Raw genomic sequence first — 23,389 nt, 5'->3', positions numbered from 1 at the left:
GAATATTTAAGCCCCGACGGCGGACCTTACAGGTCATTCATCCCGCAATTTGTCCGCTTCGTTTGTTTTACCCCGGCAAGCCCTTCGGCTTTGATGGAACTTTGCGGCATGAAATTCATTTTACCTTTAACCCTTATGCTTCTAATGGTGGCGGCGGTGCATGCACAGTCAACCTATACCATCAGTGGAACCATCAAATCACAACAAACAGGCGAAACCCTCATTGGAGCTTCGGTAAAAGTGCTGAACAAACAAACCGGCACTACCAGCAATGAGTATGGATTTTATTCCCTGTCCTTACCTGCCGGCACCTACCGGCTGGAAATAACCGCCATTGGCCTGCAGCCAAAGGTGCAGGAAGTTATACTGGATAAAAACAAAGTCCTGAACCTGGCACTGGCCGATGCCGACAGCAAAATGGATTCTGTAACGGTGACCGCCACTTCAAGGGGCCGAAGCATCAGCAGTTCGCAAATGGGCATCGAGCGCCTTTCCACCAAAGAAATAAGGAACATTCCGGTGTTGTTTGGGGAACGGGATGTAGTAAAGGCCATCCAATTGTTACCCGGTATTAAATCGGCCGGTGATGGCAATGCCGGTTTTTATGTACGGGGTGGCGCAGCCGATCAAAACCTGATCCTGCTCGATGAAGCACCGGTATACAACGCCTCGCACCTGCTTGGCTTTTTCTCTACGTTCAACTCAGATGCCATCAAAGATGCAACGGTATACAAAGGCGGTATGCCTGCCCAATATGGCGGCCGGCTGTCATCAGTACTCGATCTGAAAATGAACGATGGCAACAACCAGAACTACAGTGCCAGTGGCGGCATAGGACTTATTTCAACCCGGTTGAATGTAGAAGGACCTATTCAAAAAGACAAGTCTTCCTTCCTGATCGCAGGCAGAAGAACGTATGCAGATATGTTTTTGAAATTATCTCACAACGAAGACATCAAAAACAGCCAGCTGTACTTTTATGATCTCAACGCCAAAATGAATTATGCATTGGGCGATAAAGACAAACTGTACCTGAGTGGTTATTTCGGGCGCGATAAACTGGGTTTTGGTGAAACGTTTGGCATGAGTTGGGGCAACAGTACCGCTACCCTGCGCTGGAACCACCTCTTCAACAGCAAACTGTTCTCCAACACCTCGCTCATATTCAGTAATTACGATTACAAGGTATCCATCCGTAATGGGGCCAATAACTACAATATTTTTTCACAGATCCGCGACTATAATGTAAAACAGGAATTTCAATGGTATGCCAACAGCAACAATACCATACGCTTTGGCGTCAATGCCATTTACCACCGCATCAGGCCCGGCGAAGTAACCTCTCCCGGAAACTCTGCAGTAAACGGACAAACGCTGCAAGAAAGATATTCCTTTGAAAACGCGGCCTATGCCACCAATAGCTGGAAGATCTCCAACAAATGGAACGTTACGTATGGCATCCGTCTGACTGCGTTCAGTATTATGGGCAAGGGTGACTTTTATACCCTCGACAATACTGGCGCAGTCACCGATACCCTGCATTACAACAGCGGAGACGTTGTAAAAACATACCTTAATCCCGAACCACGGCTGGCGTTGAGTTATACCCTCACCCCATCGGCCTCCATAAAGGGATCGTATGTACGAAATGTGCAGAACCTGCACCTGATCAGCAGTTCCACTACTTCGCGCCCAACCGATAAATGGGTAGCCAGCACCAACAACATAAAACCAGAAATTGCCGACCAGGTTTCCCTTGGTTATTACAAGAACCTGGCAGGTGATAAATATGAGGTTACCGTAGAAACTTACTACAAAACCATGCAGAACCAGATCGACTACCGCGATGGCGCCGAGATCTTCAACAACATGGATGCCATTGAAACGCAGTTGTTGTTCGGTAAAGGCCGTGCTTATGGGGTTGAATGGCTATTTAAAAAGAAAACCGGTCACTTCACCGGCTGGGTAAGTTACACGCTTTCGAAAACAGAACGCAAGATTGATGGCATCAATAACAACGAATGGTACAACGCCCGGCAGGACAGAACGCACGACATCTCCCTGGTGGGCTCCTATCAGCTGAACAAAAAATGGACGCTCTCTGCCAACTGGGTATACTATACCGGCGATGCCGTTACCTTCCCCGTTGGTAAATACCAGGTAGATGACCAGCAGGTGTTCTATTACACCAAACGCAACAGCTATCGTATGCCGGCCTATCACCGGTTAGACCTTGGTGCTACCTGTACGCTGAAACAAACCAAACGTACATTGTCTGAACTGGCGTTCAGCCTGTACAATGCGTACGGCCGGGAAAATGCTTATACCATCGAGTTCCGCGAAAGCGAAAGCGATCCCACCAAAACAGAAGCCGTACAAACGGCTTTGTTCAAATTCATCCCCTCTATCTCTTACAACTTTAAATTTTAAAGCATGCGCTATCTAGCTGTAATTATAATCTTGCTGATTGGCACCAGTTGCGAAAAAGTAGTCAATATAAAACTGGATACAGCCGATAAAAAATACGTAGTGGAAGGCGTGCTCACCAACCAGTCCGGTACCTGTATGGTGTTGTTGTCACAAACCCAGGATTTTGACGCCAGCAATGCCTTCACCGGCGTAAGCGGCGCTGCCATACAAATAACCGAAAAGGATGGTGCCACCACTCAACTAACAGAAACATCGGCTGGGGTATACCAGGCTGCCGGTCTTACCGGTACCACCGGAAAAACCTATACCCTGTCGGTAACCATAAAGGGCCAGACGTTTTTGGCGGCATCTACCATGCCCGCCCCGGTGAATATGGACAGCATATTTATCACCGAAGACGAAGCACCCGGCGGCAAACGCAACATGGCGAACGTACAGTACAACGACCCCGCCGGCGTGGCCAATAACTACCGTTTTGTGCAATATGTGAACGGAGAAAAAGAACAGGAGATCTTTGTACGCAACGACGAGTTGACCAATGGCAACCTCACCGTTACCAAGTTGCGCTATCCCAAAAACGACGATGATGAAAAAGACAATTCCATTAAAACCGGCGACCTGGTAAAAATAGACATGCAATGCATTGACCCCGTGATCTATAAATACTGGTATAGTTTAAGCCGCAGCGCCACCGGCGGCGGCGGAAACGCAGCTACCCCCGCCAATCCGGTCACTAATATGACTGGTGGAGCTTTGGGGTATTTCAGTGCGCATACGTTGCAAACGAAAACACTCACTGTTAGGTAGAAAAGGCAGAGGGCAGAAGGCAGAAGGCAGAGGGCAGAGGGCAAAGGGCAGAAGGCAGAGGGCAGAAAGAAATACAGGCTAAGCCTAAAGGAGAGAGGCCATTGCTGATTAGCAGTGGCCTCTTTAATTAATTTACTTCTTATATTTCAAAGGGCTTCTTTAAATTCATTCAGAGCGACAGGATCATAAATATACCTGTAACTCATTTCTTCTTACCTTTCTTTAATAATTCATTTATCTGCTTATTTGCATCCTTGGCACCTACCATTTTACCCCCACTTTTATAATATGAAAATCTACGATCCAGATCAGCCTTGAATTCATCGGTGTATTCCCACTCATCCTGAGCAATTTCATCTTCAAATAGTGCATAAATAGCCTTCACTTTCTTTTCTTCTGCCGTTTCTATAAATTGATGCAGTTTTTGACGGATAATTGCTGTTCTCATTGTTACATTCAATTTCAACAAATTTAATGTATTTTATCGATCAACCCAATGGGTAGTGCATTAGGAGGCAGAAGGCAAAGGGCAGAAGGCAGAGGGCAGAGGGCAGAAAGAAATACAGCTAAAAATATTAGGTTCGTTGGTTAGTGGGTTCTAAGTTCTTTGACGCGGTTATCGCGACGGCGAATGCCGCATACCGGTGCTTATGGCTGTTCCCTCTCTGCCCTCTGCCTTCTGCCCTCTGCCTTTATTCTCTGCCTTCTGCCCTCTGCCTTCTGCCCTTTCTGTTTTTCCCGTAACTTTACGCCCGTTTAAGTGTTACACAACCAAAGAAGCGAAAATGAGTACTAACATTCAGCAGGTTATAGCAGCAGAACAAAATCCGGCCCTCCGCACCATTGCAGAGAAGATCGTAAACAAGCAACGTATTACCCCCGAAGATGGATTGTTATTATTTGAGCAGGCCGGCCTGCCCTTTGTAGGCGCCCTGGCCAATTTTGTGCGGGAACGGCTGCATGGAGATACTACCTATTTCAATCGTAATTTTCATATAGAACCCACGAACGTGTGTGTATTCGCGTGTTCGTTCTGTTCCTATTCCCGCCTGTATGCGCACCGGGAAGAAGGCTGGGAACTGACCACCGACCAAATGCTGAACATTGTAAAAGGATATGATGGCAAACCGGTAACCGAAGTACACATTGTAGGCGGTGTTCATCCCAAATTGACCATGGAGTTTTTTGCCGACCTGTTGCGCAAGATCAAAGCACACCGGCCCGAACTGCATATCAAAGGCTTTACCCCTGTAGAGCTCGATTATATGTTCCGCAAAGCCAAACTGACCGCCGATGAAGGCATGAAATACCTGCACGAAGCCGGTCTGGATTCTTTACCCGGCGGCGGCGCCGAGATCTTCCACCCCGAAGTACGGGAAAAGATCTGCGCCGATAAAGTAGATGCAGCAGGCTGGCTGGCCATTCATGAAGCTGCCCACAAACTGGGTATGCACAGCAATGCCACCATGTTGTATGGTCATATCGAAGAGTTCCGTCACCGGATAGATCATATGGAACGCCTGCGTCAGTTGCAGGATAAAACCGGCGGTTTCAACACCTTCATACCGCTTAAGTTCCGCAATAAGGAAAACGACATGAGCAATGTGCCCGAATCGAGCGTGATCGAAGATATGCGCATGTACGCCATTGCCCGGCTGTATATGGATAACTTCCCACACCTGAAAGCCTACTGGCCAATGCTGGGTCGCCATAATGCGCAACTGACTTTATCCTTTGGCGTGAATGATATCGATGGAACCATCGACGATTCCACTAAAATATACTCCATGGCCGGTTCTGAAGAACAAAACCCGGCTATGACCACGGCTCAACTGGTTACGCTTATTAAACAGGCGAAAAGAAAACCTATTGAGAGAGATACATTGTATAAAGTATTACACGATTATAGTGAGATGGAGGTGGATAAGATTGACGTGGATCCTTCGATGAATTAAGTTGACAGGGTTAACAGGTTGACAAGTTAACCAGTTTATATATTTGGCCCTTCTGCTAATTGGCAGAGGGGCTTTTTTGTGACTTGTCGCGAGTCTTATAATTACGGTTCGACCACAAGTTTCCATGTTTCCCTGGACGTGAACCAGCTTCTTACAACTTCTTCCGGTATATTTCTATGTTCAATGAACCGCAGGGCGCTTAGCTGATCATACGCCACCACTTCTTTTGCGGCAATGGAAAACCCACAGGATGTAAAGAAGTCAGTAGCGGCTTTAAAACTGTCGAATTTCTTTTCTTCCACGTTGTGCATGGCCAGGAATGCTGCAGCTGTCGGGTTGGTGTGAGCGTGTTCCCGATCGCCTTTCTTCAAATAAATATCGCCTGTGATCCAGTAGCCGCCACGTTTGGTTAGAACGGCATGAATATTAGCACAGAGTTGTCGCTTCTCTGGTTCGTCCAGGTACATCAGCAGGCCTTCATTGACAATGGCAACCGGTCCCGGTGGAAACTGATCAACAACCGCATTGAATGCAGCGGTGTCCAGTGCATTCAACGGCATCAACCGATAGGTACCTTTTGTTTCCAGGTGATGTTGTTCTATTAATTTATCTACCACCTGTTGTTTGGTAGCTATAGAATCAGGAAGATCTGTATCAAAGTAATTGATGGCTGACTGACTACATAACTGTAATCCCCGGAAAGAGAAACCGGAAGCGATCTCCAGCACGTTAGGAACACCAGGCGGCGTTAGCAGGGAGTCGATAGTACGGTACCTGTTTTCGAAATGTAATAACCAGATAAAGCTTTCTTTCGAAACCTTTTCCCTGATCCTGTTCTTAAGCTGATCGGCATCCCACAACAATGCCGCCGCTTCCGTGGCAAAAGGAATGGTAGTGATTGCTTTAGTCAAAAGCAATCCTCTCGCCGAGGGACTGATTGCGTTAAAGTCTATTGATCGCATGGTGAGTTGTCAGTTGTGAGTAGTGAGTAGTGAGTGGGTTCGCGATTATTCAGATTAATAAACAAACTTGCACCGCCCAAATCCTACTGCCTTTTGTATTTCTTTCTGCCCTCTGCCCTCTGCCTTCTGCCTTCTGCCTTCTGCCCTCTGCCCTTCACCTAACATTCCGGCAAGCTCAACGGTATATGCACGGCCAATCCGCCCTCTGCAGTCTCTTTATACTTATGGCTCATATCGATTGCGGTATCCCACATGGTTTTTATTACTGTATCGAGCGATACCTTGGCAAAATCCGGCGTGCTTTGCAAGGCCAGTTGCGAGGCGGTAATGGCCTTAATAGCGCCCATGGTATTTCTTTCAATACAGGGTATCTGTACCAGTCCGCCAATAGGATCGCAGGTAAGTCCGAGGTGATGCTCCATGGCAATCTCAGACGCCATCATGGTTTGGCGCTGACTGCCGCCCATTACTTCGGTTAATCCGGCTGCTGCCATGGCAGACGATACGCCTATCTCGGCCTGACAGCCACCCATAGCAGCAGAAATGGTAGCGCCTTTTTTAAAGATGCTGCCTATTTCGGAAGCAGTCAACATAAACTGTATGATCTTATCATCATTGTAGCCATCGCAGAACACCACCAGGTAATGCAGCACGGCTGGTATTACCCCGGCAGCGCCATTGGTAGGCGCAGTGACTACGCGGCCAAACGACGCATTCTCTTCATTAATGGCGAGGGCAAAACAACTTACCCAGTCAAGGATGTATTTGAAATCGCTGCCTCCGGCGCGTATGGCCTGGATCCAGCTATCGTAGTCAGTATAGGTCCTGTCTTTTAAAAGCTTTTTATTAAGATCGGCTGCTCTGCGTTTTACCTGTAAACCGCCGGGTAACATACCCTGGCTATGGCAACCCCGGAACATACATTCCTTCATCACCTGCCAGATCTTCAGCACCCCTTTACGGGTGTCTTCATCGCTGCGCCAGCTGTTCTCGTTTTCCATCACCACTTCGCTGATGCTTAAACCCGTTTTACGGCACCAGTGCAACAGGTCGTCGGCCGTATCGATGGGGAAAGGCAGTTGCACGGCATCGGTGGTGGTTGTTTTTTCATTTTCCTGCTGTACAAACCCGCCGCCTACCGAGTAATAGGTAGCAGCCAGTTGTTCGCCATTGTGCAGGGTGATCATGAACGTTAAAGCATTAGGATGGTAGGGAAGCGATTCTGTAAAGAGGAACGCTACATCAGTGGCAGGATCAAAATTGATCTCCTGTTTACCGTGCAGTACCAGTTTTTTGGTAGTGCGAATGCGTTGTACTTTATCATCGAGGGTTTCAACATCGCAGGTTACCGGGTCTTCGCCACTCAAACCCATTAAAACGGCTAAATCGGTACCGTGGCCTTTGCCGGTTTTGGCTAAGGAACCATATAACAAAACCTGTAGCGATACTACCTGTAAAAGCTGGTGTTTTTGTTCGAGGGACTGCAAAAAAAGCTGGGCTGCACGCCAGGGACCAAGGGTATGGGAACTGGATGGCCCTACCCCGATCTTAAATATATCAAATACGGAAATGGATTCGTGTGGCAAAGGACTTTACATTTTGGACAAATGTAAGGCAAAAGTTTACAGTTGTTAGTTTTTTGCGTTAAATCCCTGACCCTGAGCGGAGTCAAGGTCCTCCTTAATAAAAATTATTCATGGTAATGTCAAAAATGAGGATCGAATTGGCCGGAATGATCACGGCACCGTTGTTGTCTTTTACATCCGTACTGCCATAGGCCAGCGTGGGTGGAATATACAGTTTTATATGCCCGCCTTTTTGTATTAAGGGCAGTCCCTGTCTTAACCCCTCAATGGTAGCGCCCAGCGTAAACGCAGTGGTAGCCTGATCAAAAACATGTCCGTTGGTGAGTTGACCGGTATACGATAATTCAACCTGCGAGCAAAGACCGGGAGCGCCGCTGCCACTGCCGCCATCCATGATCTCATAATAAAGACCACTGGAATCTTTAAGTGCAGTAGTTACATTGCTGGAATTAAGATAATCCTTTACCGCCTGTTGTTCCGCTACGGGTGCCACAATATGGTTATCGCTGTAGCCGCAACCAGATTCCTTTTTGCAGGAATAAAAAAGCACAAAGCACAGTAAGCCCCAAACAAGATTTCTCATCAGAAATTGTTTTGTTTTGTTAACCCTGGTACAAGACAATGATTTAAAGATGATTGCTGCTTGTTTTTGGTTGCAGGGGGCAGGTTTCCAGTTACCGGTTGCCAGTTACCGGTTCTCCCAATGCCAGAATGCCTGCTATTAGGCGGGTTGCTGATACCGACGACCGGGACCCGGTAACCGGTAACTGTTATTTCCCAATGTCTTCTTCCTTTTCCCCATTGCCTTTCAATCTTTGCCCGCTGCCCTCTTCTTCCCTGGCCTTCAATTCAAGGTAATGCTGCTCCCGCTGCTCCCATTGATGGCGTTTATAAAACACAGCCACAAACACCGCAATACATATTACAGCAATCATTAGTATGAGCGGACTGCTCTGGCTATTGGCCTCCATATTGGCGCGCGTATACCAGAATTTGCCCGAAAATAATATAATTAATACGGGAACCGCAAACAACAACCCGATGGGTAGCCCCAGCAAAAGCTGTTTGTTGATCTTTTTCTCGCGTAAGCGATTTGCTTCCCAGTACTCCAAAAACCGCCTTTCCTGTTCGTTAAGCATGCATAATAAATTAATCCACAAACGAATAAAACGTCCGGCAAAAATAATAACTTCACCCGACCTGTTTGTAGCACAGGCAAAATATGATTAACTTACACCAAAAATCCTTAATCTCTTGAAAATTTCCGTTCTAGTAGCACAGTATTTTTACCAGCACAGGGTATTAAACTTACCAGGTATTGGAAGCTTTTATCTTAGTGATGTGGTAGACGTGCAAACCATTGCGGATAAGAATTCGCGTGACCTTATTGAACACATCCATTTTGCGCAGAAAGCAGTTACACGTCCGGATGAACAACTCATCGAGTTTATTCGCAAACATACCGGTAAAATAAGACCGCTGGCAGAATCGGACCTCGAAACGTTTGTAGCAGATGGCAAGCTGATGCTTAACATCGGCAAACCCTTTCACATCGAAGGCATTGGCACTTTACATAAAAACAAAGAAGGCATTTACGAGTTTACACCCGGTCAACCGGTTGTACAACGGTTGGAAGCACCGGTACCCCTCACGCCTATTGATCAACAGGACCCGGAAAGACCACTGAAGAGAAAATCTGTTTTTGATGAAGACCCGCACGAAAGACGCAACTCCTCTATCAGACGAATGGCCATCGGCATTGGGTTGGTGGTAGGGATCGGCATTATTCTTTGGGGTGGTTACAGCCTGTTTTCTTCTAAAGTAAAAACAGAACCCGATACCTCAGCAGCTTCTACTACCAGCGAGCAGGATACACAACGTACGTCAACCTATCTGCATAATATAAACGATCCGCAAAATGCATTGAATGAAGGTGCAAAAAAAGACAGCAATCTGACAGGCACCGACAGCACACCAAAAGCGGCTGTTACCCCGGCACCAGCCGCCCCTACTGCAGCACCGGTAGCAGCAGGCAATGGCAGAATGTTCAAATATGTGTTGCAGACTACGAGGTTCCGGAAAACGGCTCAGGACATGTATGAAAAATTAAAACACAAGGTGGAGCTGGAAGCAGTTGATTCCACCCTGTTCAGAATAGTTATCTCCTTACCAGGGTCACCCGCAGATACTGCCCGTATCAAAGATTCATTACGTTTTTGGTACTGGGGCGCCCGCCGCGACAGAGTGGTTACTGTAGAATAATACCAACATGAGTAAACGAACAGCTGAGTACTGGATCAAAAAATTGCAACTGGCCACCCATATTGAAGGGGGTGCTTTTAAGGAAATATACCGCTCGCCGGTTTTGGCGCCAATGTCGGCCCTGCCTGCAGGCTTTAGTGGCGATCGTAACTTCTGCACCAGTATTTACTTTCTGTTACAACAACATCAGTTCTCGGCTTTTCATAAAATAAAAAGCGATGAAGTGTGGCATTTCTATTGTGGAGATGCCCTCATCGTTTATGAGATCGATCAGCAGGGCCAGTTAATAGAGCACCGGCTTGGCTGCGATCCCGAAAACAACGAATCCTTTCAATGTGTAATACCCGCCGGTAACTGGTTTGCCGCCCGTCTGGCGCCCGGTGGTGAGTATGCCCTGGTTGGCTGTACCGTAAGCCCCGGTTTTGATTTTACCGATTTTGATCTGGCTAAACAGGAAGAGCTGATAGCCACCTACCCCGCCCGGGAACAAATAATAAAAGAAATGACGCTTCTCTAATTATAGCGTTTCCCGTCCTTCATCACCAGCTTTACTTTTCGTATTTGTGAAATAGCGCTGGTGGGGTCACCTTCCACTACAATAATATCCGCAGGCAATCCTGCTTTTATTCTTCCCGCTTTATTACTGATATTAAACACATCGGCGTTAACAGCAGTAGCTGAACGCAGCACGTCGATCGGTTTCATGCCATATTCAACCAGTAATTCCATTTCGCGGGCATTATCACCGTGCGGGAACACCCCTACATCGCCACCCATACAAATGGTTACACCGGCGGCAAGTGCAGCCGCAAAGCTTTTACGTTTGGTTTGAACCCGTTCCGGTGCTGACATTTTTCCTTTTATCCAGCCCTTGTATTGCGAAATGGCTTCCCCCGCAGCCACGGTAGGACATAAAGCCATGCCCTTTTCTTTCATCAGTCTGAATATTTCCTTCGTTCCCTGGTCACCATGTTCTATGGTGCTTACCCCGGCCAGAATGGCGATCCGCATGGCTTCAGCTGAACCTGCATGAACCACCACCTGCCGGCCGCTGCTGCTGGTTATGTCTACTGCCAGTTTTAGTTCTGCCAGGGTAAACGTAGGTTTGGCTTCTTCGTTAGGTCCCCACCGATAGTCGGCGTATATTTTTATCAGATCGGCGCCTTTGCCGATCTGTGTTCTGATCTCTTTTTCCAGCTCTGCCGCATTACCCACTTCGGCTGCACCTTTGGGATAGTCCACATCGGCAGACGCAGATTTAGGTCCATAGCTGCCGGTTGCCACAATGGCACGGGTAGCTACCAGCATATGGGGGCCCGGAACAATCCCTTTTTCAATGGCGGTTTTTAAACCCACATCATCGTACCCGGCCCCTTCGGTGCCCAGGTCGCGCACGGTAGTAAAACCGGCCAGCAAAGTGGCGCGGGCATGAGTAACAGCACGGGCGGTGCGCTCAGCGCGGGATTCTTTTAAAACCTGGTCGTCCCACGGAACTTCGTTATAGGGATGCAGGAACAAATGGCTATGGCCCTCTATCAGCCCTGGCAGCAGGGTGCAGCCTTTTAGCCGGATCACCCGGGCATCGGCGGGAGCCTTCAATTCGGCGCCGGCCGATTCAATAAAACCGTTCTTTACCAGCACCTGCCAATTTTCGTGTAGTTGTTCGCCATCGAATACCCGGTCGGGTTGCAACAGGTAGGCGGAATCCTGCGCCTGCAGCTTGCCGGCAACCAGCATGGTCAGGAGCAGCAACAGGCAGGTTATACTATAACGAGTGTACATAGACAGGGTTTATTATAGGGCAATTTCAATCAAACTTATCAACATTCGCGGTTTCGGTACAACTAATTGAAACAATTAGGCGTCATATAAAGGCTACCAGCTCCCTTTTTAACCCGTTTTCACAAGGGAGGTCCGTCCGTAGACGGACCCCTTATTTTTTTACGGGATATCCATATACAAAATAAGCGAAGGTTCTGACGTACCATTATCAATGGCAACGCTCTGAATAGCATAATACACCAGGTAATCAAGGTTGTAGGCCGGGATAGACCCGTTGTAGTGCATATAAATAAATCCATTCGAGAATGACCAGGCCGTTCCCTGGCTGGCAGGAAACTGGTTTGGAAAACCTGCTTTTAGTGGAAGCGGGTAAATCCGTTGCACTCTATTCTTTTCAATCAACGCCTTTAATTCATTTTCGGTCTGCACAGCATGGGTAGGACTGATCTCCTCTTTTTTACAGCCCGCAAAAGACAAAGCAAGCAGGCACAATACAGTAGAAAAAAGTATAATCCTTTTCATAGATTGATATTTACTCCAATCTAATTAAAGTTGAACTTCCCTCCTACATGATAGCTGTCGTTTTAACAATCTTCTACAGATTTTAGGGTATTCGTTTGAGTTATAGGGCCTCCCCCCGGCCCCCTCCGGTGGAGGGGGAGTTGTCAGCCTCGCGACTAGTGGTTTTCATCTTTACCTTCTGCCCTCTGCCCTCTGCCTTCTGCCCTGCATTTCCCCCATTGCTTATTTACCCTTGCCCATTGCCTTTCTCTTACTGCTTTTATTCTCTGCCCTCTGCCTTCTGCCCTATGCCCCTCTGCCTTTTGCCATAATCTAACAAGGACCTCACAAGGACATAACAAGGACATAACAGGGACCACGAAGGGATTTTGTCCCTGTAAAATCCTATTTAACTCCCTGATTGTCCATTGTTTATTTGGATATATTACATAATTTAAGTATATTACAATACTAATCAAATCGTACGCTATGGCTAAGTTTAATGAGGGTATAAATGGACCTTTCCAGGGAAAAGTGGGAAGGGTTGTCGGTGCAAACTGGAAAGGAATTCCTTATATGCGGTCGCTTCCTAAAAAAAGGACCTCTCCACCAACTGCAGGTGAGCTGGCAAATCGAAAAAAATGGGTACTTACCCAGCGCTGGCTAAAACCTATTCAGGACTTTGTTCGAATCGGTTTTAAAGGTTATAGCTTAAGATCAGAAGGATTTGTTGCTGCGAAGTCGTATTTACTCAAAAATGCAATAACAGGCGAAGGAGAAACCCTTGCTATTGACCCGGCATTGGTGAAGCTGAGTTGGGGCAATCTGCCATTACCTGAAAATTTACAGATGACCAGGTTGGAAGGAAAACGGGTTCAATTTACCTGGGATCCCCTATTTACCCATGAGCTTTCTCATAAAGGCGATCAGATTATGATGCTGGCGTATAACGTTGAAAAAGACAGAGCGGTGAGCAACCCCTACGGCCAGGTAAGAGCGCACGGTTTTGATATACTGGAGATTGACACCAGTAAAACCGGCACTTTCCATATTTATGTGGCTTTTGTTGCGCATGACCGAAGCCGGCAGTCGGAAAGCGTGTATTTCAGCACCATTGAAATATAACATTCACTTATTGATTGGCTGTACTCAGCAACTCATTGTACTTCTTCACCACCAGTACAAAGTCTTCTGGTGTATGCATCTTCAATTGTTGTTCGCTAATAAACGCAGCAATAGGTTCTTTTTTGTCGGCGAACCTTGTTGGCAACTCCGTTCGATCGTCCGGTAACAGTGTCATGGTGCCGTTTTGCAGCAGGTAGTAATACTCAGCCGCTTCCATACGGCGTTCTGCCCGTCCGGTTGCAACAACCTGTTTTTCTTCAATGATGGTCCGGGCTATTAAGCGCAGCAGGGTGGCTTTATCCTGCACCAGTACCTGGAAGAAGGTGTTTTCAGAAGTTTTGTCGGTAACCGGATAACCCAGGCGGAACAGCAGGGAATCTTTCTTTTTGGGATACATTACAAATTCCTGCACTTTACTTTGTGCAGCAAATGCACTGCCGTTGAATTGTAATAAGAGTGCGTTCTTGAGGCAATCGAATTTAAGTTTGAACTGGTTCAGTGTTCTGCCGCTGGAGAACCGTACTACCCCATCGCACCAATCCTTAAACAAATAAGGATTTCCGCTTATAATATCGTCACTTTTGTTGTCCTGACCAAGGGCGCACTGGCACAGCAACAGCAAACACCAGGCAATGTGCTTCATGATGGCAGTTTTTGGTTGCGTATAAGGTACGAATATTTAGGCAACAGTCAATTACTTTGTAATGCGGTTCAGTGCTATTACCATTTGCCTAAAAACGTTTCCTGATTGTTATTTCTGATACTGACAAGCTCCACATGAGCAGGGTGATGGTCATTTTCAAACTTTACCAATCCGGCATCCTCGTTAAAATATAACCAACATTTTAATGGAGAGGTATCGCCTTTCCATTTCTCATCAAGTTCCATGCAAAACTTAACACAGGCAAAAGCTCCTGCAGGCGTTGTAACCATTTTTCGACCTTCCCTTTTAATGACCTTGATCGTATAACTGTACTCATGGTAAGGATGCCATTCACATACAAAGTATGGCTTGTATCCCTGCATTTCACTTTGTCTAAACTGCTTTTTCCCTCCCGGTAATTCGTCAATTCCGTCCATTACCAATGGAACAATGTAAGTGATGGCTTCCTCAAGTAATGTATAGGCAACAAAATAATCGTTTTTATATCCCTTCGCTTCAGGGATTAAATCTTGCAGATAAAAGGTATCGTTTGAATAAAAATCAAATGGAATATTCAGGTGCTGTCCGCCGCATTTCAAAACAACCTTCCTTTCAAAATGATTATTGGAGTCAACAATGCTAAAACCTCTTTTGGTAATGAAACTAAAGGTACTACCAGCACTGTCTTTTACCTGGTTTACCTCATATACCAGCCGGGAAACAGGTCTGAAGAAATTATCCCCTTTTGGCCAATACACATTGTAGGTGAGCTGAACACCCTTTTGCATCAGCACATGGTCCCTGCAATCCTGCGCCATTAAAAAGCCGGAGAAAAGGCCATAGAGTAAGAGTAAAATTTGTTTCATGGGCAGGGATTTGCCACAAGATATCAGTAGAAAGGGGAAATAGCAGCAACCGGGCAAAAAAAATCCCCCGATACAATCGGGGGGACATATAATAGAGCGAGTTAGGATTAATAATCCATGCCACCCATACCAGGAGCGCCACCGCCATGTACATGGGGTTCTTCTTTCTTAGGTTTATCGGCAATTACACACTCAGTGGTAAGTACCATGCCAGAGATTGAAGCAGCGTTTTCCAAAGCGATACGAGTAACTTTAGTAGGATCGATTACACCAGCGCGGAGCAGGTTTTCGTATTTCTCTGTACGTGCATTGAAACCGTAATCGTTCTCACCTTCTTTTACTTTTTGTACCACAATGCTACCTTCGATACCGCAGTTGGCAACAATTTGACGCAGCGGCTCTTCAATAGCGCGTTTTACAATAGCAATACCGGTGTTCTCATCTTCGTTCAAACCTTTCAGTTTGTTTAAACCAGCGATTGCGCGGATGTAAGCTACACCACCACCAGGTACGATGCCTTCTTCAACGGCAGCGCGGGTTGCGTGCAGGGCATCGTCAACGCGGTCTTTTTTCTCTTTCATTTCAACTTCAGTAGCAGCACCTACGTACAGTACAGCCACACCACCGCTTAATTTAGCCAGGCGCTCTTGTAACTTTTCTTTATCGTAATCAGAAGTAGTTACGTCGATCTGAGCTTTGATCTGGTTTACGCGGGCGTTGATATCGTCTTTTTTACCTTTACCACCTACGATAGTAGTATTGTCTTTATCGATAGTGATAGAAGCTGCTTGTCCTAAGTAAGTCAGGTCAGCACCTTCCAGTTTGTAACCTTGCTCTTCGCTGATAACGATACCTTTGGTAAGGATAGCGATATCCTGCAGCATTTCTTTACGACGGTCGCCGAAACCTGGAGCTTTTACAGCAGCCACTTTCAGGGTACCACGCAGTTTGTTAACTACCAGGGTAGCCAGTGCTTCACCTTCCAGTTCTTCTGCAATGATCAGTAAAGGACGGCCGCTTTGTGCTACCTTTTCCAGAATGTGCAGAATATCTTTCATGGCGCTGATCTTTTTGTCGTAGATCAGGATGTAAGGGTTGTCCAGTTCAGCCTGCATTTTTTCGCTGTTGGTAACGAAATAAGCTGAAGTGTAACCGCGGTCGAATTGCATACCTTCTACTACATCAACAGTAGTATCGGTACCTTTTGCTTCTTCTACAGTGATAACACCTTCTTTACCTACTTTAGAGAACGCTTCAGCGATCAGTTTACCGATAGCTTCGTCGTTGTTGGCAGAGATAGAAGCAACTTGTTGGATCTTTTTGCTGTCGATGCCAACAGGTTGTGATTGACCCTGCAGGTTTTCGATAACTGCTTCAACAGCTTTATCGATACCGCGTTTCAGGTCCATTGGGTTCGCACCAGCAGCTACGTTTTTCAAACCTTCGCTGATGATAGATTGTGCCAGAACGGTAGCTGTAGTAGTACCATCACCTGCAATGTCAGCAGTTTTAGAAGCTACTTCTTTAACCATTTGGGCACCCATATTTTCAATGGGATCTTCCAGTTCGATTTCTTTTGCTACAGTAACACCATCTTTTGTTACAGCAGGAGCACCGAATTTTTTCTCCAGTACTACGTTACGGCCTTTAGGGCCTAAAGTTACTTTTACAGCATTGGCCAGAGCGTCAACACCCTTTTTCATTCTATTGCGGGCCTCGATATCGAAGAAAAGTTGTTTTGCCATATTATAAATTTGAGAATTTGAAGTTTTGAATAATTAGGTCTGAAGGTTGGCTTCGGATTAAACAATAGCTAAAATATCGCTTTCACGCATGATCAGCAGGTCATCGCCTTCGATCTGGATCTCAGTACCTGCATATTTGCCATACAGAACTGTATCACCAACTTTTACAGTAACCGGCTCATCTTTTTTACCAGGACCGGCTGCTACAACCGTACCGCGTTGAGGCTTTTCTTTAGCAGTATCCGGGATAATGATACCACCTGCGGTTTTTTCTTCCGCTTTAGCTGGGCGAACAATTACCCTGTCGTGCAGCGGGGTAACGTTTATAGCATCTACTTTCTTAGCCATAGTGTATTAATTTTTGATTTTAGATGATGTTGAGTTTGAGGATGCCGGTTTTGGTTTTACCTGCCAAAAAGCCGGGCGGCAAAAGTAAACGAATTTTATACCAATCCTTAGCTAAAGGCCATTTTTTCAGGGTTTTTGGCAAAGTATGGCAGAAATGAGCCAAAGGCCTGCAGCTTTATCGGATTTTAATGTGCCATTTTTGCAGCACTCAAATGATTCTATACCAGTAAATTGTCGTTGAACAAGAAAATGATATTGTATTAAAGATGATAAACACGATTTTGGGTGTACCCTGTAAATCGTTTAGCTTTGTGCCCTCAAAAACAAGTTCTTGCAAAATGATCAGCAGAAGAAACATTCGTGTGAAGGTTATGCAAACCATTTATTCTGTAGAAAGCCAGATCGCAGAATCAGGTGGCGAGGTACCAGCCAAGCCAGTTGATACAGTGAAGATTTTACAGAAGCATTTTGATCAAACCCGTTCGCTTTTTATTTATTTGATCCACTTTGTTACTGAAGTGGCCCGTTACGCGGAAACCGATTCCCGCAACCGCGCTTCCAAACACTTGCCAACGAAAGAAGACCTGAACGTTAATATTAAATTAGCCGGTAACGAATTACTGTGGAAGATCCTCGAACACCCTTCCTACAAACAAGCCGTTAAAGACGACAGACCTGAAGGCTGGGTTGACCAGGACATGCTGAAAAAGATCTACCAGGAACTGGTTGATTCAGAAAAATACCAGCAATACATAGCAGTACAGGGCAGGGATAAGAAAGAGGAAAAGGAAATGCTGGAGTACATTTTCAACACCCTGTTGTTACCCAATGAAATCTTTACCAGTTACATTGAAGAGTACTTCAGCAACTGGGACGATGATGCCGATATGCTGGTAGTGCTGATGCAGAACTTTTTGAACAAACCTACGGCCTACAACTTCCAGGAATTACTGAGCAAAGAAAAATGGCAGTTTGCTAAAAACCTGCTGCAAACCACGCTGGAGAAAAAAGAACTGGCGCTGCAATACATAAAACCCAAACTCAAAAACTGGGACCCAGACCGTATTGCCTCCCTGGATATGATCCTGATGCGGATGGGTGTTTGCGAATTCTTATTTTTCGAGACCATTCCCCCAAAAGTTACCATTAACGAATACATTGACCTGGCGAAGGAATACAGTACCCCGCAAAGCGGCCAGTTTGTAAATGGTATTCTGGATAATATACATAAAGACCTGGTTCGGGACAATCAAATGCACAAGGTGGCTTTTACCCCTAATGGAACACAGCCACAGCAATCGGCGAATAAACCTTCCTGATTGAGTTGCTTTGATTAGATTTGCAAAAATTTATCCCTTGATGAAATACTTTTTGGCCTTTATAGCTGTAGCCACCTTTATCGGTTGCGACTATGCAGACAAAACGCCTCCGGGTACCCCTTTGATCCCAAAAGAAGCGTTCGACAGTACTAAATTCACCACTATTGAATGGATAGATTCAACAAAGGATTATGGAAAGATCACCGAAGGACAAAAGCTGGATGTCTCTTTCCGTTTCAAGAATACAGGTGATAAACCGCTGATTATCCGTACAGTTAGACCAGGTTGTGGTTGTACTGCCGCCGAACCGCCAAAAGAACCGGTTGCTCCGGGTGGCGAAGGCCTTATTAAGGCGTCTTTCAACAGCCAGGGCCGGGAAGGACATAACAGCAAGGATATTTATATAGAAGCAAATACCAAAGGCACCCAAAACCATAAAGTGCATTTTGATGTTGAAGTTGAAAAAGGGAAGTAATCCCTTTCGATTTCAATTCACCAATTTTAAAATTTTCAAATTCACATAACAATGACAGCAGTTATTTTATTGCAAGCTCAGGGTGGCGGTGGAGGATACATGCAGTTGATCCTTCTCGTAGGTATGATCCTCGTATTCTGGTTATTTATGATCCGTCCGCAGGCTAAAAAAGCAAAACAAGCCAAATCTTTCCAGGAGAATTTACAGAAAGGCGACAAGATCGTTACCATTGCCGGTATCCATGGTCGTGTAAATAAACTGAACGAAGATGGCACCATTGAGCTGGAAACCAGCCCAGGCAGCTATATGAAAATTGAAAAAAGCGCTATCTCTCTGGAGATGACCGCTAACGTAAACAAGCCAGCTGCTACTACACCAGCTAAGTAATTTCCGAAAGGAAGTCATATAATTAAGAAGGTGTTCCGATGTATCGGGACGCCTTTTTTGTTTAGATGCAGGTGAAAGCTGTAAGCCATAAGCTTTAAGCAAATACACCTCAGCGCGGCCCCACCAGCCTCCCCCGTCTCCGCCAGTTGGCGGAAGGGGGAGAAATACAACCTCGCTCCAACCTTTCGCCTTTATTAACTCTATCAACCCTATCAACCTGTTAACCTATCAACCTGTTAACTTGTCAACCTGTTAACCTTTCAACTTCAAACTTTGAACTTTCAACTCTCTGCCTTCCCCTATTGCCCATTCCCTACTGCCTTTCAACCTTTTTATCTACCTTGCCCTTTCTATGACTTTAAGAATCGGTTTAACGGGAGGCATCGGCAGTGGCAAAAGCACTGTGGCCAAAGTATTTGAAGTACTCGGTATTCCGGTATACTCTGCCGATGACGCTGCCAAACGCCTGATGAATGAAGATGAATGGCTGCGCCAGCAGATTATTCAGCATTTTGGGCCGGCTTCTTACAAAAACAATCAGCTCGACCGTGCCTATATTGGCGGACAGGTATTTAACGATAAAGACAAACTGGCTTTAATGAATTCCCTGGTACATCCCATTACCATTCGGGATGCAGCCGAATGGATGGCCAAACAAACCACTCCTTATGTCATTAAGGAAGCTGCCATCATTTTTGAAAGCGGTACCCAGGACCAGCATGACTATATCATCGGGGTATCGGCCCCTACTCCATTGCGGATGCTGCGGGCAATGAAACGCGATGGTTCTACCCGCGAACAGGTATTGGCCCGCATGAGCAAGCAAATACAGGAATCCATTAAAATGCGGTTATGCGATTTTGTTATCTTCAATGATGAACAAAAACCGGTTATTCCCCAGGTACTCGCCTTACACGAGCAACTGATCCAATTGAGCATTGCGCGGTAGGCAGAGGCACTTTCAACTTTGAACTTTCAACTTTCAATATTATTCTTCCTACTCTTATAAACCATCCACGCCGTAAAGCCCAACACAGCAGCTCCGGCCGCTACAGCAACAATCGGCGTGATCTTATTTACAGGTTTCGGTATATATGTAACTCCTTCTGTACCTGCTACTCCCGGTTCGCGGGTATAGCGGCCACGTAATGGTACCGCCAGCTCCTTAAAGTTATCAGCAAGATTGTGGAGCATTTTCCGCATTTCTTCCCCCCTCATCGGCATTCCGTGACCAGTTGCAACGATCTCAGGCTCCAGTGCAGCCAGCGTTTTTACCGACTTTTCAGCCGCCGCCCAATCGTAGGTAAAGTACCTGGGCGGACCAGTCAATTTGCGGCTTTGCCTGAGTACCGACCATATAGATTCCTGTCGGGTGGTTACAAAAGCATCTCCAGCCAGCAGTACCCGGTCGCGCCGGCGCCATAAACTGATATGTCCGGGTGAATGTCCCGGTGTATGAATGAATTTCCAGTCGGGCAAAAAGGGAAGACTGCCATCATCGGGCAGAATTTGAAGATGTTCATTTATATTGACCGGGCCGGTAGGGAAAACCGACGAAACCGCCGACAACAAACCACCGCCAGCCCATGGATCGGCAGGTGGATAAGGCGATAATCCCGACAAATAAGGCACTTCCATCAGCTGGGCAAATACCGGTACATCCCAATCGTTGGCCAGTTCTTTAGCAGCCCCCACATGATCGAAATGACCATGGGTTAATATTATGGCGGCTGGTTTTGAATCGGGCCAAAACAGGTATTCGGCCAGTTCTTTGATCTTCATGGCCGACCGTTTTAACCCTGCATCTACCAACACCCACTTCTTTTCAACGGCATTATGTATCAGGTATACGTTTACATAGCCTTCACGCAGGCCCCATACTCCGGGTGCTACAGTAAACCAGTTGACATCGATAACTGATTTGGTCGTTCCGCTTTTCATTGGTGTCAATTTTATTAATGGAAAGAATAGTTCTGGTAATACCTATCCAGTTAATAAAATTGTATGCCAGTGAAGACAGGGCAGAAGGCAGAGGGCAGAGATTGGAGGCAGTAGGCTGTGGGAAGGCAGCTGTAAGCAAATACAATCACCGTTTACGGTTTTCTTTTCTGCCCTCTGCCCTCTACCCCTTTAAGGGGCCGTTGGGTAAATATCAATATCCCTCACCTTAACCGGGAACCATACCATCATTTCCCCTTTACCCCGGTTGGCCCAGGCGTAGTAAGGTATGGCGGTTACCGTTTTTCGGGTGGTAGATACCGTTTGTGCTTTTTCATCTACAGTTATTACCGGCAGATCACTTTGTAAGATTTCTACCCCATTTAACAGATCTGGTTTGAAAGATGCCTGAAAAGCGGCATCGGCAGGCAGCAGGATGTTGGCTGCCTTGCCATCGTTATCGGCCCATTCGGCACAATAGATCAACGGGCCGCGTTGCAGGGCCACTTTGCCCTGGTCGTCTTTCACCTTTTCATTGGCTGCTACCCGCCGCACGTTCATTGGCATGTTAACCTTCAACACATCGCCCTTTTTCCAGGTGCGTTTTATAACGGCATAGCCCTTGTCAAGGATATAGTCAACCGGTTGCCCGTTTACAGAAATAGTTACTTTGCAATTTTGGTTATCAGTAAAGGAGTACAGGTCAGATGGGATGGCCTGGTTGCCGGCCCAGCCCGGAATACGCACCAGCAGGCTGAATGCATCGCTTTTTTGCGGCGACACTGTAAAACTCAGCGCCCCATCCCAGGGATAGTTATTCTGTTGCACAATGTTCACAGGCTTACCATGAACGGGTATGCTGGCGTTGCCCGATACAAACAGATTCACATACACCGCATCGCCTTTCAGTGCATATACATACCCGGGAATGGATGGGATCAGCCGGGTGAGGTTGGTAGGACAACACGAACATTCAAACCAGCCCGAACGTGCCGGCTCCATACTGCGGTGCGAAGCGTTATTCCTGATCTGCATGGCATTGGTATAGAAGAAGGATTTTCCATCGAGCCCTACTCCACTGATAAGACCGTTGTACAACATTTTCTCCAGCACGTCCATATACTTTGATTCGCCATGCAACAAAAACATGCGGTAGTTCCAGTACACACCGGCGATGGCTGCACAGGTTTCATTATAAGCAGTGGCATTCGGCAGTTCATAGTTATCACCAAAGCGTTCACCGGAAGGAATGGCGCCCAGTCCGCCCTGCACATAGATCTTTTTGGTAACCACATTCTCCCAGATGGAATCAATGGCCTGCAACAGTTTTTCATCGCCGGTGAGGGCGGCAACATCGGCCACGGCTGAATAAAGGTACCCGGCACGAACGGCATGCCCCACCGCTTCGCGCTGATCAACTACCGGCACTTCATCCTGCCAGTAAGCTCCGTTTTTCCAGGGGTCTTTGCTTTTAGCGTCGTATTTGTCGTAATGACCGCGTTCTTCAATAAAGAATTTCGCCGTTTGCAGGTATTCGGGTTTGCCGGTGATGCGATACAATTTTACCAGTCCCATTTCAACGATCTCATGCCCCGGGGCCACGTGCCGTTTATCGGGACCAAACACCGAACAAACGAGATCAGCATTTTTCAGGGCTATGTTCAACAGGTTCTTTTTACCTGTGGCATAATAGTGCGCATAGGCGGCTTCATACAAATGACCGGCATTGTACAACTCATGGCTCAACTCGCGTTCTTTCACCCAGCGTTCATTACCGGCCCAGGCGTGCGGCGATGTTGGATCTATGGTGCGCGCCGTATACAGGTATCCATCAGGTTCCTGTGCTTTAGCCACTTTATCTATTAAAGAATCGATATACGCTTCCAGCTTTTTATCGGGGAACAGGCTTAGTGAAAAGGAGGCGCCTTCAATGGTTTTGTAGATGTCGGTATCATCAAAAGGATAGGTAGTGCAGAACTTACCGCTATGAGCAGCGGCCATTTCAAAGTTCTTTACCCGCCCGGTGCTTTCACAACGGGCAAAGGAAGCGGGAATGGTAACGGTATGGTTGATCTTCATGCGGGGCAACCAGAAGTTATCGGTAAACTGAACGGCAGTGAAGTTTACTGCCTGTACGGGATAGTCTTTTTTTGGTTGGGCCCATACAGCGTTGGCAGCCAGCAGGCCAATGGCAAACAGGGATCGTTTTAACATGGAAGCGCTCGTTTTACTAAATATACGGTAATTGTCGGGCAGAC

Annotated in this window: 23 protein-coding genes; 10 read left to right on the top strand and 13 right to left on the bottom strand. The window is 46.5% G+C overall.

The features are described 5' to 3' along the window. Positions 1-108 precede the first annotated feature (108 nt). Positions 109-2,430 carry a TonB-dependent receptor gene (locus BMX95_RS09795; protein ID WP_081204593.1) on the top strand — a complete coding sequence of 774 codons (2,322 nt, stop codon included), beginning with the start codon at positions 109-111 and terminating at the stop codon, positions 2,428-2,430. A gap of 3 nt (positions 2,431-2,433) precedes the next feature. Beyond that, positions 2,434-3,237: a DUF4249 domain-containing protein gene (locus tag BMX95_RS09790; RefSeq protein ID WP_081204228.1), complete on the top strand. Its 804-nt coding sequence runs from the start codon at positions 2,434-2,436 to the stop codon at positions 3,235-3,237. Between the two features lie 202 nt (positions 3,238-3,439). Here the strand turns inward: BMX95_RS09790 and BMX95_RS09785 are convergent, their stop codons facing one another. Then, complete coding sequence (locus tag BMX95_RS09785; protein WP_081204227.1) at positions 3,440-3,685, bottom strand: hypothetical protein; 246 nt, start codon at positions 3,683-3,685, stop codon at positions 3,440-3,442. A gap of 337 nt (positions 3,686-4,022) precedes the next feature. On the opposite strand from BMX95_RS09785, the gene mqnE reads away from it, so the two are divergent. Then, entirely contained in the window at positions 4,023-5,192 is a 1,170-nt protein-coding gene (mqnE, locus tag BMX95_RS09780) for an aminofutalosine synthase MqnE (RefSeq protein WP_081204225.1), read from the top strand. A 101-nt stretch (positions 5,193-5,293) separates the two neighbouring features. Here the strand turns inward: mqnE and BMX95_RS09775 are convergent, their stop codons facing one another. The 4 genes from BMX95_RS09775 to BMX95_RS09760 all read right to left on the bottom strand — a co-directional run bounded on the left by BMX95_RS09775 (position 5,294) and on the right by BMX95_RS09760 (position 8,879). Then, positions 5,294-6,154, bottom strand: a complete 861-nt coding sequence (locus tag BMX95_RS09775; protein ID WP_081204223.1) for a class I SAM-dependent methyltransferase — start codon at positions 6,152-6,154, stop codon at positions 5,294-5,296. A gap of 158 nt (positions 6,155-6,312) precedes the next feature. Next, positions 6,313-7,740 (bottom strand): L-serine ammonia-lyase, encoded by a 1,428-nt coding sequence (locus tag BMX95_RS09770; protein WP_081204221.1) that lies wholly within the window; start codon positions 7,738-7,740, stop codon positions 6,313-6,315. A 94-nt stretch (positions 7,741-7,834) separates the two neighbouring features. After that, positions 7,835-8,323 carry an FKBP-type peptidyl-prolyl cis-trans isomerase gene (locus tag BMX95_RS09765; protein ID WP_081204219.1) on the bottom strand — a complete coding sequence of 163 codons (489 nt, stop codon included), beginning with the start codon at positions 8,321-8,323 and terminating at the stop codon, positions 7,835-7,837. 187 nt (positions 8,324-8,510) lie between these two features. After that, positions 8,511-8,879, bottom strand: coding sequence for a hypothetical protein (locus BMX95_RS09760; RefSeq protein WP_081204218.1), 369 nt, complete (start codon positions 8,877-8,879; stop codon positions 8,511-8,513). Positions 8,880-8,994: 115 nt separating this feature from the next. On the opposite strand from BMX95_RS09760, the gene BMX95_RS09755 reads away from it, so the two are divergent. Together BMX95_RS09755 and BMX95_RS09750 are read left to right on the top strand one after the other, a co-directional pair. Then, positions 8,995-10,002, top strand: a complete 1,008-nt coding sequence (locus BMX95_RS09755; protein WP_090519376.1) for a hypothetical protein — start codon at positions 8,995-8,997, stop codon at positions 10,000-10,002. Positions 10,003-10,009: 7 nt separating this feature from the next. Continuing rightward, entirely contained in the window at positions 10,010-10,519 is a 510-nt protein-coding gene (locus BMX95_RS09750) for a cupin domain-containing protein (protein WP_081204214.1), read from the top strand. Here BMX95_RS09750 and BMX95_RS09745 read toward each other — a convergent pair. Together BMX95_RS09745 and BMX95_RS09740 are read right to left on the bottom strand one after the other, a co-directional pair. After that, on the bottom strand, positions 10,516-11,784 hold the full coding sequence (locus BMX95_RS09745; protein ID WP_081204212.1) for a metal-dependent hydrolase family protein: 1,269 nt from the start codon (positions 11,782-11,784) through the stop codon (positions 10,516-10,518). The two genes, BMX95_RS09750 and BMX95_RS09745, sit on opposite strands and share 4 nt — an antisense overlap. Positions 11,785-11,943: 159 nt before the next feature. Next, complete coding sequence (locus tag BMX95_RS09740) at positions 11,944-12,306, bottom strand: hypothetical protein (protein ID WP_081204210.1); 363 nt, start codon at positions 12,304-12,306, stop codon at positions 11,944-11,946. A 468-nt stretch (positions 12,307-12,774) separates the two neighbouring features. On the opposite strand from BMX95_RS09740, the gene BMX95_RS09730 reads away from it, so the two are divergent. Further along, positions 12,775-13,410, top strand: coding sequence for a DUF6266 family protein (locus BMX95_RS09730; RefSeq protein WP_081204207.1), 636 nt, complete (start codon positions 12,775-12,777; stop codon positions 13,408-13,410). Positions 13,411-13,417: 7 nt separating this feature from the next. On the opposite strand, the gene BMX95_RS09725 is transcribed toward BMX95_RS09730, so the two are convergent. The 4 genes from BMX95_RS09725 to BMX95_RS09710 all read right to left on the bottom strand — a co-directional run bounded on the left by BMX95_RS09725 (position 13,418) and on the right by BMX95_RS09710 (position 17,012). After that, positions 13,418-14,053: a hypothetical protein gene (locus tag BMX95_RS09725; RefSeq protein WP_081204205.1), complete on the bottom strand. Its 636-nt coding sequence runs from the start codon at positions 14,051-14,053 to the stop codon at positions 13,418-13,420. Between the two features lie 77 nt (positions 14,054-14,130). Further along, positions 14,131-14,919 (bottom strand): hypothetical protein, encoded by a 789-nt coding sequence (locus BMX95_RS09720; protein ID WP_090519373.1) that lies wholly within the window; start codon positions 14,917-14,919, stop codon positions 14,131-14,133. A 107-nt stretch (positions 14,920-15,026) separates the two neighbouring features. Beyond that, on the bottom strand, positions 15,027-16,664 hold the full coding sequence (gene groL, locus BMX95_RS09715; protein WP_081204201.1) for a chaperonin GroEL: 1,638 nt from the start codon (positions 16,662-16,664) through the stop codon (positions 15,027-15,029). 57 nt (positions 16,665-16,721) lie between these two features. Further along, complete coding sequence (locus BMX95_RS09710) at positions 16,722-17,012, bottom strand: co-chaperone GroES (protein ID WP_081204199.1); 291 nt, start codon at positions 17,010-17,012, stop codon at positions 16,722-16,724. A gap of 338 nt (positions 17,013-17,350) precedes the next feature. Here BMX95_RS09710 and nusB point away from each other — a divergent pair, with 338 nt between their 5' ends. From nusB to coaE, 4 genes are all read left to right on the top strand, one after another. After that, positions 17,351-18,331 (top strand): transcription antitermination factor NusB, encoded by a 981-nt coding sequence (nusB, locus tag BMX95_RS09705; protein ID WP_081204197.1) that lies wholly within the window; start codon positions 17,351-17,353, stop codon positions 18,329-18,331. Positions 18,332-18,371: 40 nt separating this feature from the next. Continuing rightward, positions 18,372-18,806 carry a DUF1573 domain-containing protein gene (locus tag BMX95_RS09700; protein WP_081204195.1) on the top strand — a complete coding sequence of 145 codons (435 nt, stop codon included), beginning with the start codon at positions 18,372-18,374 and terminating at the stop codon, positions 18,804-18,806. 51 nt (positions 18,807-18,857) lie between these two features. Continuing rightward, complete coding sequence (gene yajC / locus BMX95_RS09695) at positions 18,858-19,193, top strand: preprotein translocase subunit YajC (RefSeq protein WP_081204193.1); 336 nt, start codon at positions 18,858-18,860, stop codon at positions 19,191-19,193. A 352-nt stretch (positions 19,194-19,545) separates the two neighbouring features. Beyond that, the gene (coaE, locus tag BMX95_RS09690; protein WP_081204191.1) at positions 19,546-20,142 is read left to right on the top strand and encodes a dephospho-CoA kinase; all 597 of its coding nucleotides are present in this window, start codon (positions 19,546-19,548) and stop codon (positions 20,140-20,142) included. A gap of 26 nt (positions 20,143-20,168) precedes the next feature. On the opposite strand, the gene BMX95_RS09685 is transcribed toward coaE, so the two are convergent. Further along, positions 20,169-21,134: an MBL fold metallo-hydrolase gene (locus tag BMX95_RS09685; RefSeq protein WP_081204190.1), complete on the bottom strand. Its 966-nt coding sequence runs from the start codon at positions 21,132-21,134 to the stop codon at positions 20,169-20,171. A gap of 189 nt (positions 21,135-21,323) precedes the next feature. Next, positions 21,324-23,345: a glycoside hydrolase family 127 protein gene (locus BMX95_RS09680; RefSeq protein WP_081204188.1), complete on the bottom strand. Its 2,022-nt coding sequence runs from the start codon at positions 23,343-23,345 to the stop codon at positions 21,324-21,326. Between the last annotated feature and the right edge of the window lie 44 nt (positions 23,346-23,389).

It is taken from the genome of Niastella yeongjuensis, assembly GCF_900110245.1.
Classification (GTDB): Bacteria; Bacteroidota; Bacteroidia; order Chitinophagales; family Chitinophagaceae; genus Niastella; species Niastella yeongjuensis.
This window is presented reverse-complemented; position numbering and strand designations above follow the sequence as displayed.

What these genes read in the sequence shown, in the direction of transcription:
- BMX95_RS09795 (WP_081204593.1), top strand. Translation starts at nt 109, where the DNA reads ATGAAATTCATTTTACCTTTAACCCTTATGCTTCTAATGGTGGCGGCG.
- BMX95_RS09790 (WP_081204228.1), top strand. Translation starts at nt 2,434, where the DNA reads ATGCGCTATCTAGCTGTAATTATAATCTTGCTGATTGGCACCAGTTGC.
- BMX95_RS09785 (WP_081204227.1), bottom strand. Translation starts at nt 3,685, where the DNA reads ATGAGAACAGCAATTATCCGTCAAAAACTGCATCAATTTATAGAAACG.
- mqnE (WP_081204225.1), top strand. Translation starts at nt 4,023, where the DNA reads ATGAGTACTAACATTCAGCAGGTTATAGCAGCAGAACAAAATCCGGCC.
- BMX95_RS09775 (WP_081204223.1), bottom strand. Translation starts at nt 6,154, where the DNA reads ATGCGATCAATAGACTTTAACGCAATCAGTCCCTCGGCGAGAGGATTG.
- BMX95_RS09765 (WP_081204219.1), bottom strand. Translation starts at nt 8,323, where the DNA reads ATGAGAAATCTTGTTTGGGGCTTACTGTGCTTTGTGCTTTTTTATTCC.
- BMX95_RS09760 (WP_081204218.1), bottom strand. Translation starts at nt 8,879, where the DNA reads ATGCTTAACGAACAGGAAAGGCGGTTTTTGGAGTACTGGGAAGCAAAT.
- BMX95_RS09750 (WP_081204214.1), top strand. Translation starts at nt 10,010, where the DNA reads ATGAGTAAACGAACAGCTGAGTACTGGATCAAAAAATTGCAACTGGCC.
- BMX95_RS09745 (WP_081204212.1), bottom strand. Translation starts at nt 11,784, where the DNA reads ATGTACACTCGTTATAGTATAACCTGCCTGTTGCTGCTCCTGACCATG.
- BMX95_RS09740 (WP_081204210.1), bottom strand. Translation starts at nt 12,306, where the DNA reads ATGAAAAGGATTATACTTTTTTCTACTGTATTGTGCCTGCTTGCTTTG.
- BMX95_RS09730 (WP_081204207.1), top strand. Translation starts at nt 12,775, where the DNA reads ATGGCTAAGTTTAATGAGGGTATAAATGGACCTTTCCAGGGAAAAGTG.
- BMX95_RS09725 (WP_081204205.1), bottom strand. Translation starts at nt 14,053, where the DNA reads ATGAAGCACATTGCCTGGTGTTTGCTGTTGCTGTGCCAGTGCGCCCTT.
- BMX95_RS09720 (WP_090519373.1), bottom strand. Translation starts at nt 14,919, where the DNA reads ATGAAACAAATTTTACTCTTACTCTATGGCCTTTTCTCCGGCTTTTTA.
- groL (WP_081204201.1), bottom strand. Translation starts at nt 16,664, where the DNA reads ATGGCAAAACAACTTTTCTTCGATATCGAGGCCCGCAATAGAATGAAA.
- BMX95_RS09710 (WP_081204199.1), bottom strand. Translation starts at nt 17,012, where the DNA reads ATGGCTAAGAAAGTAGATGCTATAAACGTTACCCCGCTGCACGACAGG.
- nusB (WP_081204197.1), top strand. Translation starts at nt 17,351, where the DNA reads ATGATCAGCAGAAGAAACATTCGTGTGAAGGTTATGCAAACCATTTAT.
- BMX95_RS09700 (WP_081204195.1), top strand. Translation starts at nt 18,372, where the DNA reads ATGAAATACTTTTTGGCCTTTATAGCTGTAGCCACCTTTATCGGTTGC.
- yajC (WP_081204193.1), top strand. Translation starts at nt 18,858, where the DNA reads ATGACAGCAGTTATTTTATTGCAAGCTCAGGGTGGCGGTGGAGGATAC.
- coaE (WP_081204191.1), top strand. Translation starts at nt 19,546, where the DNA reads ATGACTTTAAGAATCGGTTTAACGGGAGGCATCGGCAGTGGCAAAAGC.
- BMX95_RS09685 (WP_081204190.1), bottom strand. Translation starts at nt 21,134, where the DNA reads ATGAAAAGCGGAACGACCAAATCAGTTATCGATGTCAACTGGTTTACT.
- BMX95_RS09680 (WP_081204188.1), bottom strand. Translation starts at nt 23,345, where the DNA reads ATGTTAAAACGATCCCTGTTTGCCATTGGCCTGCTGGCTGCCAACGCT.